The 13681-nt window shown below is 59.3% G+C and carries 13 protein-coding genes; 8 read left to right on the forward strand and 5 right to left on the reverse strand.

Features of this window, described 5'->3' with window-relative positions; genetic code table 11:
- Positions 1-97: 97 nt before the first annotated feature.
- On the forward strand, positions 98-1393 hold the full coding sequence (locus AC6I7J_RS15715; protein WP_498006131.1) for a cystathionine gamma-synthase family protein: 1296 nt from the start codon (positions 98-100) through the stop codon (positions 1391-1393).
- On the opposite strand, the gene cueO is transcribed toward AC6I7J_RS15715, so the two are convergent.
- Complete coding sequence (cueO, locus tag AC6I7J_RS15720; protein ID WP_498006133.1) at positions 1380-2993, reverse strand: multicopper oxidase CueO; 1614 nt, start codon at positions 2991-2993, stop codon at positions 1380-1382. The two genes, AC6I7J_RS15715 and cueO, sit on opposite strands and share 14 nt — an antisense overlap.
- A 177-nt stretch (positions 2994-3170) precedes the next feature.
- On the opposite strand from cueO, the gene AC6I7J_RS15725 reads away from it, so the two are divergent.
- The 3 genes from AC6I7J_RS15725 (at position 3171) to speD (ending at position 5311) form a co-directional block, all read left to right on the forward strand.
- Positions 3171-3518 (forward strand): YacC family pilotin-like protein, encoded by a 348-nt coding sequence (locus AC6I7J_RS15725; RefSeq protein WP_021507525.1) that lies wholly within the window; start codon positions 3171-3173, stop codon positions 3516-3518.
- Between the two features lie 109 nt (positions 3519-3627).
- On the forward strand, positions 3628-4482 hold the full coding sequence (gene speE, locus AC6I7J_RS15730; RefSeq protein ID WP_260641688.1) for a polyamine aminopropyltransferase: 855 nt from the start codon (positions 3628-3630) through the stop codon (positions 4480-4482).
- 19 nt (positions 4483-4501) lie between these two features.
- Complete coding sequence (speD, locus tag AC6I7J_RS15735) at positions 4502-5311, forward strand: adenosylmethionine decarboxylase (protein ID WP_021507527.1); 810 nt, start codon at positions 4502-4504, stop codon at positions 5309-5311.
- Between the two features lie 78 nt (positions 5312-5389).
- Here speD and AC6I7J_RS15740 read toward each other — a convergent pair whose 3' ends face one another.
- Genes AC6I7J_RS15740 through dtnK form a run of 3 tightly spaced genes read right to left on the reverse strand, consistent with a single transcriptional unit; the run spans position 5390 to position 8402 of the window.
- Positions 5390-6151 (reverse strand): DeoR/GlpR family DNA-binding transcription regulator, encoded by a 762-nt coding sequence (locus tag AC6I7J_RS15740; RefSeq protein ID WP_022547144.1) that lies wholly within the window; start codon positions 6149-6151, stop codon positions 5390-5392.
- Positions 6152-6157: 6 nt separating this feature from the next.
- Positions 6158-7186, reverse strand: coding sequence for a D-threonate 4-phosphate dehydrogenase (locus tag AC6I7J_RS15745; RefSeq protein WP_168715021.1), 1029 nt, complete (start codon positions 7184-7186; stop codon positions 6158-6160).
- A complete protein-coding gene (dtnK, locus tag AC6I7J_RS15750) occupies positions 7131-8402 on the reverse strand; it encodes a D-threonate kinase (RefSeq protein ID WP_498006136.1) in 1272 nt (423 codons plus the stop codon). The genes AC6I7J_RS15745 and dtnK overlap by 56 nt, the downstream gene beginning before the upstream one ends.
- Positions 8403-8590: 188 nt before the next feature.
- On the opposite strand from dtnK, the gene AC6I7J_RS15755 reads away from it, so the two are divergent.
- From AC6I7J_RS15755 to AC6I7J_RS15770, 4 genes are all read left to right on the forward strand, one after another.
- Positions 8591-9745 carry an iron-containing alcohol dehydrogenase gene (locus AC6I7J_RS15755; RefSeq protein ID WP_058780452.1) on the forward strand — a complete coding sequence of 385 codons (1155 nt, stop codon included), beginning with the start codon at positions 8591-8593 and terminating at the stop codon, positions 9743-9745.
- Positions 9746-9756: 11 nt separating this feature from the next.
- Positions 9757-10641, forward strand: coding sequence for a dihydrodipicolinate synthase family protein (locus tag AC6I7J_RS15760; RefSeq protein WP_498006138.1), 885 nt, complete (start codon positions 9757-9759; stop codon positions 10639-10641).
- A gap of 171 nt (positions 10642-10812) precedes the next feature.
- Positions 10813-11766, forward strand: coding sequence for a phosphoglycerate dehydrogenase (locus AC6I7J_RS15765; RefSeq protein WP_215480887.1), 954 nt, complete (start codon positions 10813-10815; stop codon positions 11764-11766).
- Positions 11767-11807: 41 nt separating this feature from the next.
- On the forward strand, positions 11808-13127 hold the full coding sequence (locus tag AC6I7J_RS15770) for an MFS transporter (protein ID WP_021507533.1): 1320 nt from the start codon (positions 11808-11810) through the stop codon (positions 13125-13127).
- A 39-nt stretch (positions 13128-13166) separates the two neighbouring features.
- Here the strand turns inward: AC6I7J_RS15770 and yacL are convergent, their stop codons facing one another.
- A complete protein-coding gene (yacL, locus tag AC6I7J_RS15775; protein ID WP_031279698.1) occupies positions 13167-13529 on the reverse strand; it encodes a protein YacL in 363 nt (120 codons plus the stop codon).
- Positions 13530-13681 lie beyond the last annotated feature (152 nt).

Raw genomic sequence — 13681 nt, forward strand, 5'->3', positions numbered from 1 at the left:
GGCTAACGCCGCGCACAGAACGCAAACGTTATCGTGGCGAAATTTATTGCGCTGGCGTTAACTGTAAGCATCCTGCCCGCTCTCTCTGGAGATCCCTATGGCCGCTTCATCAGGTAAAAAAACGCAGATCGGCACGCGTAAACTGCATCCGGAAACGCAGATGCTCAACTACGGTTACGATCCGCGCCTGTCAGAAGGTGCGGTGAAGCCGCCGGTATTTCTGACATCAACCTTTGTGTTTAACAGCGCCAAAGAGGGCAAAGAATTTTTCGATTTCGTTGCCGGCCGCCAGCAACCGCCGGCGGGCAAAAGCGGTGGGCTGGTCTATTCCCGCTTCAACCATCCTAACAGCGAGATCGTCGAAGATCGGCTGGCCATTTATGAAGGTGCCGAAAGCGCCGCGCTGTTCTCATCCGGCATGTCGGCGATTGCCACCACGCTGCTGACCTTTGCCCGTCCCGGCGAAGTGATCCTGCACTCGCAGCCGCTGTACGGCGGCACCGAAACGCTGCTGAGCAAAACGCTGCACGATCTGGAGATCAAAGCGGTGGGATTCAGCGACGGCACCGACGAAGATAAAGTGTATGAAGCCGCGAAGCTGGCGTGGCAGCGCGGGCGCGTCGCGATGATTCTGATCGAAACGCCGGCCAACCCCACCAACAGTCTGGTGGACATCCAACTGATGCGTCAGGTGGCGGAGGTGATTACACAGCAGCAGGGCTCCCGGCCGATTCTCGCCTGCGACAACACCCTACTCGGCCCGCTGTTTCAGCGTCCGCTGCAGCACGGCGCGGATATCTCGCTCTATTCGCTGACCAAATATGTCGGCGGTCATTCCGATTTGATTGCCGGCGCCGCGCTGGGCAGCCGGGCGTTAATAAACAAAGTGCGTTCGCTGCGCAGCGCGATTGGCACCCAGCTCGATCCGCACTCCAGCTGGATGATTGGCCGCTCACTGGAAACGCTATCGCTGCGCATGGAGAAAGCCGCCAGCAATGCGGAACAGGTCGCGGCATTTTTACGCGATCACGCGCAGGTGGCGAAACTGCACTGGCTGCCCTATCTCGACGCCAGCAGTCCGGCAGGAGAAACCTGGCAGCGCCAGTGCAGCGGCGCCGGTTCCACCTTCTCCTTTGATATCGAGGGCGGCCAGGCTGCGGCATTCCGCTTTCTCAACGCGCTGGCGCTGTTCAAACTGGCGGTGAGCCTCGGCGGCACCGAGTCGCTCGCCAGCCATCCCGCCAGCACCACCCATTCCGGCGTGCCGCAGGAGGTGCGGGAGCGCATCGGCATCACCGACGCGACGGTGCGCCTGTCGATCGGCATCGAACATGCCGATGATTTGATTGAAGATATTCGCCTGGCGCTGGAAGCGGCCGTCAGCTCACCGTAAAGCCCAGCATCATGCCGGTATCTTCATGCTCCAGCAGATGGCAGTGCGCCATATAGGCATTTTCAGTATCGGCGACGTAGTTGAAGCGCACCAGCACTTCACTGCGCCAGCCGTTGACGCTGACCATATCTTTCCAGCCGGCGCGATGCGCCGCAGGCGGCTTGCCGTTCTCGGACAGAATACGGAACTGCGTGCCGTGAATGTGGAACGGATGCAGCATGGCGTCGCCTTCGCCAGAGATGGTCCATTTTTCATATTTGCCCAGCGGCACGGCAAACATGGGCTTTTCCATGTTGAAGGCCTGGCCGTTGATTTTGTTGCCGTTGTGGAAATCATATGCGGCGCTGCTGGCAGGGTTGCCCTGATCCATCGCCATATCGCCGTGCTCCATGTTGCCATGATCCATCGCGCCATGGTCCATGTTCATGCTGCCGTGATCCATCGCTTTGCCCGCGCCGTGCTGGCTGCCCATCGCTTTGGCACCGTAGCGCTGCTGCAGCGCCTGCATGCCCTGCTGATCCAGTTGCGGATCCATCATCAGCTGCAGCCAGCGGCTCTGCAGCCCTTCCGTTGCCGGCAGCGGCGGCACATCCACCAGCTGGTCCGGCAGCGTACCGCTGGCCATCACGCGCAGCGGCAGAATCTGCACCAGCGGCAGCGGCTGATCGAACGGCGCCAGCGTCATGCCCATCTGCGTGACCGGCAGCGTTACGATATCGAAGGTTTTGCCGTCTGAAGTATCCACCAGCACTTCAAAGCGCTCGCCCGGCAGCAGCGGCAGGCTCTCCACCTTCACCGGTTCAGCCAGCAGGCCACCGTCGCTCGCCACCACGTACAGCGGACGTTTATCGCTGGCGGCGATGTGCAGCGAGCGCGCGTTGCAGCCGTTGAGCAGGCGCAGCCGCAGCCAGCCGCGCGGCACCGCGTGCTGCGGATACGGCACGCCGTTGGTCAGCATCAAATCGCCAAACCAGCCCACGGCGGCGCGCATGATATCCAGCTGATAATCGATACGCGTACCGTCCTGAGTGAGCTGCTTATCCTGGAAAATCAGCGGCACATCATCTTCGCCCCACTGCATCGGCAGCCGCAGCTTGCCGGACGCCTCATCTTCCAGCAGTACCAGCCCCGCCAGCCCCTGCGCCACCTGATAGCCGGTCTTGCCGTGCTGATGCGGATGGAACCAGCAGGTCGCCGCCGGTTGATCGGGGGTAAAACTCACCTGACGCGTGGCACCGGGCGCAATCAGCGCCTGCGGACCGCCATCCACCGCGCCGGGAATTTCCAGCCCGTGCCAGTGCAGCGTGGTGGCTTCCGGCAGGCGATTATGAATATTGACGGTGACGCTTTTCTCACGCTGCAGGCGCAGCGCCGGGCCGAGCAGGCTACCGTTGTAACCCCAGGTTGGGACGGATTTGCCGTTCCACTGGCTGCTGCCGGTCATGGCGGTCAGCGTGTACTGGCCGTGTGCATCGGGCTCCAGCAGTGACGGGATGGGCAACAGCGGGCGCGTAGCGGCCATCAGCGAGCGACTCCACAAGGGCAGCGCGCCGGCTGCACTGAGGGCGGCGGTCAGCTTGAGAAAATGACGACGTTGCATATTCATATCCTTATCGTGAATAGGGGCACAGCGTAAACCTTTCCCCTGCGGTAGGGTCAAGCGATGAAAGCGCCCGCCGGGATAAAAAGCGCGCCAGTGGCCCATTTAGCCAAATTTAGCGGAATCCCGGCAATAACTGTGCTAACGTCATTAAATTGTCCCTTGTTGAGAACGATTATGACGAAAAGCATCAAGATCCTGCTGCTGGCGGGACTCCTTGGCTTCTCCTCCACCAGTTTTGCCCTGAGCGAATCCGAAGCAGAAGATCTGGCTGACCTCACCGCGGTGTTTGTCTATCTGAAAAATGATTGCGGCTATCAGGATCTGCCCGACGCGCAGATTCGTAAAGCACTGGTGTTTTTTGCCCAGCAAAACCGCTGGGATCTGAGCAATTACAGCGCTTACAACATGAAATCCCTCGGTGAAGAGAGCTACAAAGATTTGAGCGGTATCGCCATCACCAACGACAAAAAGTGTAAGTCGCTGGCGCGCGATTCCCTCAGCCTGCTTGCCTACGTGAAATAATCCTCCGCCCTGCGCTGCTGTTAACGCCCTGACCGTGCAAGCACGGTCATAATTCGTTATGCTTTTTTCTGGCATTATTGCGCGTTAACAGCATAAGGAGCGCTCCGGCATGGCCGACAAAGAGACCTGGCATGAGACGCTGCATAGCGGCTTTGGCCAATATTTCAGCGTAGACAATCTGCTATACCGCGATAAAACCGCGCATCAGGATCTGGTGATCTTTGAGAACGCTGCGTTTGGACGCGTGATGGCGCTGGACGGCGTGGTGCAAACCACCGAGCGCGATGAGTTTATCTATCACGAAATGATGACGCACGTGCCGATTCTGGCGCACGGCAATGCCCGGCGCGTATTGATTATCGGCGGCGGTGACGGCGCGATGCTGCGCGAGGTCGCCCGGCATCAGCGCGTTGAGCACATCACCATGGTGGAAATTGATGCCGGCGTGGTGAATTTCTGCAAAACCTATCTGCCCAACCACAGCGCGGGCGCCTATGACGATCCGCGTCTGCAGCTGGTGATCGACGATGGCGTTAACTTCGTCAGCCAGACCCAGGAACGCTTTGATGTGATCATCTCCGACTGTACCGATCCGATCGGTCCCGGCGAGAGCCTGTTTACCTCGGCGTTTTATGCCGGCTGCAAACAGGCGCTCAACCCCGGCGGCGTGTTTGTCGCGCAGAACGGCGTTTGCTTCCTGCAGCAGGATGAAGCGATCAACAGCCACCGCAAACTCAGCCACTATTTTGCTGACGTCAGCTTTTACCAGGCAGCGATTCCGACCTACTACGGCGGCATCATGACCTTTGCCTGGGCGAGCGATAATCCGGCGCTGCGCCAGCCGGACCTTGCGACGCTGCAGTCACGTTTTGCCGCGGCCGGACTGCCCTGCCGTTACTACACGCCACAGCTGCACATCGGCAGCTTTGCCCTGCCGCAATACCTTTTAAACGCGCTCAGCTGACCTCAGGAGGTGAACCCAATTGCAAAAGCTAAAACTACATGGCTTCAATAATCTGACCAAAAGCCTGAGTTTTTGTATCTACGACATTTGCTATGCCAATAGCGAAGCCGAACGTGATGGCTATATCGCCTATATTGATGAGCAATATAACGCCAACCGCCTGACGGAAATCCTCACCGAGACCTGTTCGATTATCGGTGCTAACGTGCTGAATATCGCGCGCCAGGATTATGAGCCGCAGGGTGCCAGCGTGACGATTCTGGTCAGTGAAGAGCCGATCAATCCGCAGGATATCGATAATTCCGAGCATCCCGGCCCGCTGCCCAGTTCGGTGGTAGCGCACCTCGACAAGAGTCACATCTGCGTGCACACCTATCCGGAGAGTCACCCGGAAGGCGGTTTATGTACCTTCCGCGCCGACATAGAAGTCTCGACCTGCGGCGTGATTTCGCCTCTGAAGGCGCTGAATTATCTGATCCACCAGCTGGAGTCGGATATCGTGACCGTGGATTACCGCGTGCGCGGCTTCACCCGCGACGTCAATGGCGTGAAGCATTTCATCGACCATGAGATCAATTCCATTCAGAACTTCATGTCCGAGGATATGAAAGCGATGTACGACATGGTGGACGTTAACGTTTATCAGGAAAACATCTTTCATACCAAGATGTTGCTGAAAGAATTTGATCTGAAGTATTACCTGTTCAACACCAAACCTGAAGAGCTGAGCCCGCAGGAACACAAGCGCATTACCAATCTGCTGTGGAAGGAGATGCGTGAGATTTACTACGGACGCAATATTCCGGCGACGGGATTGAAGTTGTTATAACTCAGCGCCAGCAGTGGGTGAAGGCTGCGCCGCGGTAGCGCAGCGCACGTCATTCACCCGCTGATGCGGGCGGCACATTTACGCGGTCAGCTGCAGGCCAATGCCGCGCTCGCGCAAATCACGGCATACCGCTTCATCAAGGCGGGAATCGGTCACCACATCGGTCAGGCTATCAATCGGTGCCGCGCAGTACAGCGACCATGAGCCATATTTACTGCTGTCGGCCAGCAGAATGCGCCGGCGCGCGTTGGCCAGCAGATCCATCTTCAGCCCGGCTTTGTCTTCCGTCGGCGTGGTAATACCGCGCTCAATACTCCATGAGTTACAGCTGACAAACGCAATGTCCGGATTGATGCTGCGCAGCAGACGCCGGCCGTGCTCACCAATGCACGACTGGCTGGAGTCGTCGATGCGGCCGCCGATGATGGTGGTCTCGATCTGTTTAAACTCCGACAAAAACAGCGCAATGTGCAGATCGGCGGTGATCACCCGCAGCTGCAAATGGGTCAGCTGTCGTGCCAGTTCCAGCATAGTGGTGCCGGCATCCAGCACTACCGCATCGCCGGACTGCACATAGCTGGCGGCGAACTGGGCGATGGCCTGCTTCTCCGCCAGGTTACGCTGCATCTTCTCCAGCGTGGTCGGCTGCGTCGGGATAAAGCGGTTCAGCGTGACGCCGCCGTGGCTGCGGCTAATCACCCCTTCCTTGTCCAGCTTAATCAGATCGCGGCGAATGGTGGCTGGCGAAGCAGAAATGGCGCTCACCAGCTGTTCAACAGTGACCAGATTATGACTTTTGAGATAGTCCATAATCTGGTCGAGACGGCTTTGTCCCTTCATATTTCCCTATGCAAGCTGCATCGCGAGTTTTATCGAGATCGCCATGCTCGCAGAGTTCGCTTTACCTGTCCAGGCGATATCAAATGCCGTGCCGTGGTCGGCGGAAGTGCGGATAAACGGCAGTCCCGCCGTGATGTTGACGCCATCGTAAAAGCCAAGCAGTTTCAACGGGATATGCCCCTGATCGTGGTACATCGCTACCACCATATCGTACTGCCCCTGCTGGCACTGCAAAAACACCGTATCCGGCGGGCACGGGCCATAGACATCAATGCCCTGCTGCTGCATCGCCTTGATCGCTGGCGTCACCGTGGTGATCTCTTCGTCGCCAAACAGGCCATTCTCGCCCGCGTGTGGATTGACCCCCGCGACCGCGATACGCGGTTGGTCATAGCCCACGCGGCGCAGGAAGCTGTCAGCCATGCCGATCACCGTCTGAATACGTTCGCCGTTCAGCGTGTCGAGGAACTTACGCAGCGCGATGTGCGTGGTCACGTGGATCACTTTCAGATGGTCGGTATACAGCACCATGGCGTAATTTTTGGTCTGGGTCAGCTGTGCCAGCAGTTCAGTGTGACCGGGATAAAGGTGGCCCGCCGCGTGCAGCGCCTCTTTGTTCAGCGGGGCGGTGGCAATCGCCTGCACGTCGCCCGCCAGCGCCAGTTCGGTGGCGCGCTTCACGCAGCGCCAGGCCAGATCGCCAGCCTGCTTCTGTACCTTGCCCGGCTGCAGCGCATCAGGATCGGCCAGCGGCTCATCGATGACGTTAATGATGCCCGGTGCGAAATGCGCATCCTGCACGCTGTCCAGCACGCGCAGCTCAGCGTGCGGCGTAATATTCAGCGCCAGCACCCGACGCAGCGTCGCGGCACAGCCGACCACCACCGCCGGAATGCCCGCCAGCTCCCCTTCTGCCAGCGCTTTAATGATGATTTCCGGGCTGATGCCCGCCGGATCGCCCATGGTCACCGCAATAGTGTTATTCACTCGACTTCTCCTCAATAAAACGAATGGCTTCTGCCAGGGTGTTTTCATCACCAAAGCCACCCGCTTTGGTCATCACCGGCAGGTGTAATTCACTGTTAAGCAGAACCCCGTGCGGCACACAGCCCGCTACCTGGCCCTGAATCTGAAAGCCGCTGGCCCCGAATGCCTGCGCCACTGCGATGGCCACGTCACCGCCGGAAAGAAACAGGCCGGCAGGCTGAATGTGTGCACAGACGGCGCGCGTCAGCTGCGCCAGGAACTGGCAGATGCGCTCACCGAGCTGCTGGCGCGTAATCTGCTGCTGCTGACACAGCTGCGCAATCGCGTGGCGCTGCTCAGCCTGTTGCGTAGTGCGCACCACACAGTGCACGCCCTCGCGCAGCGCCTGGATCATCGCCTGCTGCCAGGCCGCCGCCTGCGGCCATGCCGGTGTGGCAAACAGCTGGCAAATATCAATATCAATCAAGCGGATGTCACGCTGGCTGGCGAGCCGGGCGATTTGCTGCTGCGCCATGGCGCTCATCGAACCGACTATCGCCAGCACCGGGCGAGAGGGCCGCGCAGCAAGATGCGCACCCAGCGCATCGCTTAACCCGGACGCGCCGACCAGCAGCGGACGTTCCGGCAGCGTCGCGGCCGCCGCGATAATGGCGTCGATATCCGCCTGCTGTTCCGCGTCCAGTACCAGCAGGCCCTGACTGGTCGCCAGCCGTGCGGCCAGCGTGCCGCTGCGTACCGTGGCAAGATCGATCTGCTCGCCCGGCAGCTCGCATTGCATCTGCAGGCGCATCAGCACGTTACTGCTGGTCACCGGGGTTTTAGGATCGCTGGCAAATTCGGTGTCAGTCAGGCGCTGCTGATGGATCCACACTTCCCCGCCGCGCGTGATGCGGCCCAGCTTAGGCACCGCCGGCACCACCAGCGCCAGCCGTTTCGCGCTGACCTGCAGCGCGGCGGCTACCTCAGCGCCTGGATTGCCGCGCAGCGTTGAGTCGATCTTCTTAAACAGCCAGCCGTGTTGCGCTATCTGCTGATGCGGCTGAATGGCGGCATGCGTGCGGCTGGCGGCTTCCGCTGCGCTGACCGCACGGCTATCGGTGCTGATCACCAGCACATCCGCTGCGCCGGCCTCCGAGGGTGTCAGGTTATTGAACAGCACGTGGACGCGCGCGCCGGCCAGCGCGAAGCCGCTGCCTGCGTCATTGGCGCCGGTAAAATCGTCGGCAATCACCAGAACGGGCGTTTTCCATGGCGATGAAGTCATTCTCTCTCCTGTCACGGCCCCTTGCCGCGCTGCATTTGATTATATTCAATCATGATTGATTATATGTGAGCAAGATCAAATTAATTGAAATCGATATCGCCTATAAATTTAGCCTCAGAAAGAGATATACCCCGCACAACATTGAGCAAACCTAATCATAATGTGCAAAACCGTTATAAGGGCATGACATGAATATCAACAGCACCGTGATCAGTGGCTATCAGGCTCTGAACGATCTCAGCTATTTACTGCAGGATAAGCAGAAGGCGTTGCTGGTCACGGATAAAAACATTCTGGGTATTCCGGCGGTGCAGGCGCTTGTCGCCCGGCTGCAGCAGCAGATCGCCAGCCTGAGCCTGGTTGATACTGTGCCGCCCGAACCGAGCCAGCATGATGTGGCGGCGATTGTTGCGGCGCTGCCGCACGGCGACGTCGATCTGGTGATCGGCATTGGCGGCGGCAGCGTACTGGATGTGGCCAAGCTGCTGTCCGTGCTGTGCGTGGCCGATGCGCCAACCCTGACGGCGCTGCTGGCCGGTGAGAAGCCGCACACGCGTACCGCTTCTTTACTGATCCCGACCACGGCCGGCACCGGCTCGGAAGCCACGCCCAACGCCATCCTTGCCATTCCGGAGAAAGAGACCAAAGTCGGTATTATTTCGCCGGTGATGCTGCCGGACTACGTGGCGCTGATTCCGGAACTGACCACCAGCATGCCGGCGCACATCGCCTCGTCGACCGGAATTGATGCGCTGTGCCACCTGATTGAGTGCTTCACCGCCACCGTGGCCAATCCGGTGAGTGATAACTATGCGCTGATCGGCATGAAAAAGCTGTTCGCCAGCCTCGAAAAGACCCTTGCCGAACCGGACAACCTGGAAGCACGGCTGAATATGTTGTGGGCGTCCTACTACGGCGGAGCGGCGATTGCCCATGCCGGGACGCACCTGGTGCACGCCATGTCGTATCCGCTGGGCGGCAAGTATCATCTGCCGCACGGCGTGGCCAACGCCATTCTGCTGGCGCCGTGCATGCAGTTTGTGCGTCCGGCGGCGGTGAGCAAGTTCGCGCAGGCCTACGATCTGCTGCCGGATGCCGATAGCGCACTGGATGAAGAGGCCAAATCACACGCACTGGTGGCCTACTTCGCCGCGCTGGTGCAGCGCCTTAAACTGCCGGCCAGCCTGGAAGCGCTGGGCATCGGGCCGGATCATCTGCCGTATCTGGTCGAAGCCGCGCTGGACGTGCAGCGCCTGATGAAGAATGTACCGATGAAAGTCAGCGCCGACGATGTGCGCAACGTCTACCTGACGCTGTTTCCGGCGTTAAATCACTCAGCATGAGCGGGGAAATCATGAGCAATACCATTCAGGGCGTACTGACCGCCATCGTCACCACTTTTGATCGCGACGGAGCCTACAATCCTGCCGCGCAGCGTGAACAGATTCGGCGTCAGCTGAGCGCCGGTAACGGTATTTTCTGCGGCGGCACCAACGGGGAATTTTTCGTGCTGAACGAGCAGGAGAAGCTGGCGGTGACCGAGACCTGCGTCGACGAAGTAAACGGCACTGCACCGGTGGTGGCGCACATTGGCGAGATCTCGACGCGTGAGACTATCCGGCTGGGCAGGCAGGTGGCAAAGCTGGGTGTGGATGCCGTCTCGGTCATCACCCCTTACTTTGTCCCGCTTAAACAGGAAGAGTTGATTGATCACTACCGCGCCGTGGCCGACGCCCTCGACGTCCCGCTGTTTCTCTACAACATTCCGGCGCGCACCGGTAATACGTTACAGCCGGAAACCGTGCGCACGCTGGCAGCGCATCCCAACATCATTGGCATCAAAGACAGCGCCGGCAGCTACGAAAGCCTGAGCGGCTTTCTGCAGGCAGCGGCAGGTATTGCGCATTTCAACGTGCTGAACGGGCCGGATTCACTGATTCATCAGGGCTTCGTCGATGGCTGTTCCGCCTGTATTTCCGGGCTGGCTAACGTGGCGCCGAAAGAGATTAACGCCATCTGGGCGCGCTTCCATGCCGGTGACATCGCCGGATCGCGCGCCGCTCAGGAGAACGTCACCGGCCTGCGTACCGATCTCTACAGCATTGGTTTTTCCCCGGCGGCGGTGAAAAAAGCCGTGGCGCTGCTCGGCTATGAGGTCGGCGACAGCCGCTATGCGGTGCGCTTCTCTGCGGAGGAAGAGCAGAAGATCCGCCAGATCGTGAATCAGTATTTTCAGTAAAGCCAGTAAATTCAAAGCACTTACCGCACGCAGCTGTGGTAGCGGCGCGATTCATCGCGCAATACAGGCGCCGCTACCCCCTGCCGCCATCAGGGTTAGGGTTAATCTGACGGTGGCGGGGCGGATTCAGGCAGCGATGGCTGCTGTTATTAACACCGGGACGCATTTGCTATGAAAGTCATCTGTACCTCACCTTCGTTCGCCCGCTACGACGCCGCGCCGATCGACACACTGCGCCAGCAGGGCTTTGAGCTGATTACGCTGCCCGCCGACGCGCCGCTCAGCGCGCTGGCGCCGCATCTCGCCGACACCGTCGCCCTGATCGTGGCCTTCACCGAGGTCAACGATGCGCTGCTGTCGCTGGCACCGCAGCTGAAAATTGTCTGCAAGCACGGCGTGGGCGTTGATAACATCGACCTCGACGCGACGCGTGCGCGCGGTATTTACGTGACGAACGTGCCGGACGCGAACAAACACGCGGTTGCCGATTTCGCCTTTGCGCTGATTCTCAATAGCGCGCGCCAGATCACCACCGCCGCAATAGAGACCCGCGCCGGCCACTGGCCACGCATTTTTGCCACCGACGTCTACGGCAAAACACTCGGCATCATCGGCCTGGGCAATATCGGTAAGCAGGTGGCACTGCGCGCTAAAGGCTTCAATATGCGCATCCTCGCCTTCGATTTTTACCCCGATGACGCCTTCGCCGCCGAACACGGTGTGACGTTTGTCAGCCTCGATCAGCTGACGGAGCACAGCGACTTCATCACCTTACATATGCCGCTCACCGACCAGACGCAAAACCTGTTCGATGCTGCGCGCCTGAAGCGCATGAAGAAGAGCGCGTTTCTCATCAACGCGTCACGCGGTGGCGTAGTGAATGAGCAGGATCTCTACCAGGCATTGCAGGATAACGTGATTGCCGGTGCGGCGGCGGATGTCTTTGTGCAGGAGCCGCTGGCGCAGCATCCGCTGTTCACCCTGAGCAACTTTATCCCCACGGCGCACCTTGCCGGATATACCGACGGTGCCATCAGCGCCATTGGTGAACGCTGCGTGACGCAGATTGTGCAGTGTATAAAACAGGGCGAACGCCCGATGAATATCATGAACGGGCTGGCCTGACGCCGCCCTCCTCTGTCACCCTTTTCGCGTGGATAATGATTATGACCAACACCGCACGCTCAACACGCATCAGATGGTGGATCGCCGGCCTGATGTGGCTGGCCATTGCCATTAACTATATTGATCGTACCGTACTCTCTGCCGCCGCACCGCACCTGATCACCGAGCTCGACATCAATCCGGAGATGATGGGCTTTATCATGGCGGCATTTTTCTGGTCCTACGCGCTGTTGCAGATCCCGGCAGGCTGGTTTGCCGACCGCTTCGGCCAGAAAAAAGGCCTCGGAATCGCTGTCGGCTGGTGGTCGATTGCCACCATGGCGATGGGGCTCGCCACCGGCTTTAAATCACTGCTGGCGCTGCGTCTGGCGCTCGGCGTGGGTGAAGCGGCGGCTTATCCCAGCAACGCCGGTATTACCGCGCGCTGGTTCCCGGATCGCGAGCGCGCCACCGTCTCCGGCCTGTTTGACAGCGCATCAAAATTTGGCGGGGCCGTCGCCATGCCGCTGATCGTCTTTATGATCGCGCTGTTCGACTGGCGTCTGACCTTTCTGGCGATTGGTGCCGTCGGGCTAATTTGGGTCATCGCCTGGTACTTCATTTATGCCGAGAACCCGGAAGACCACAAAGCGATCAGCGCCGATGAAGTGCGCCTGATCCGCGATGGCCAGGCGCAGAAGCACGGCGATAAGAACGTGCGGCCGATGAAGTGGTACAAGCTGCTGCGTTACCGCAACATCTGGGCGATGTGTATTGGCTTCTTCACCATCAATTACACTTCCTACTTCTTTATCACCTGGCTGCCAACTTACCTGGTGAAAGACAAAGGGATGGATTTCCTGAAAATGGGCATGGTGGCGGCGCTGCCGCTGATCTGCGGCATGGTGATTGAGGTGCTGGCGGGCTGGGCGTCGGACCGTATGGTGCACAAAAAAGTGCTGTCGCTGACCGCCACGCGCAAGCTGTTCCTGACGATTGGCCTGCTGATGGCGCTGTGCATCGGGTTCGCGCCGTTCACCGATTCCGTGTTCATGACGGTGCTGCTGCTGTGTATTGCTAAGTCCGGCACCACCGTCGCGGCCTCTCAGGTGTGGGCGCTGCCGGGCGATGTTGCGCCCACCAACAGCGTGTCAATTGTTGCCGGGTTGCAGAATACCGTCTCCAATATGGGCGGCGCGGTCGGGCCAATCATTACCGGCGCTATCGTCGGTGCCACCGGCCACTTTACCTGGGCGCTGGTGTTCTCGGCGGTGCTGGTGGTGATCGGAATCCTTAACTACCTGTTCCTGCTCGGCAAGGTCGAACCGATTGTGGATGAGGAACCTTTATCCCACGCCCGTTCCGCCATTAACGGCGTGTAACCTGCGTAACGGCAGTGGCGCCCCGGCTGCGGGCGCCCGTTAGCGGCCGGCCATAAACCGGCGATAAGCAGCAATCACCGCAAGAAAATCCTCCACGCCGCAGAACGACAGGCTCTCCTCATCGTAATAAGTCATGCCCTCTTCCAGGCCGTCATCCTCTAACGCCAGCTGATTGGCGCGGATCATCACCTCTTCCTCATCCAGCCACAGCGTATATTCGTGCCCGACGCGCTGCCACTGCTGCTGCGTGCCTTTGACTGCACGCACCGCGGCTTCGACTTCATCCAGCAGCGCAAAGTTCTCTTTCACTTCTTCATTGAACCAGTGCCCCACCGCTTCGTGGTCCATCGACATGCGCACCCGGACCTGACCGGTCACGTCACGCAGAAATTCATATTCCATGTTGGCCTCATACCAGTGGCGCGCCAGACGGCACGCTTTCGTGCATTTTGTGCGCAGCGCGCGCAAGAAAGTGGGATCGCGCTCGCATTATGCCTGGAGACGGCGAGGGAAAAAAGCGCATAAAAAAAGGGACGATGCGCTCGTCCCTTTTT

The organism is Type-C symbiont of Plautia stali (genome assembly GCF_059730935.1).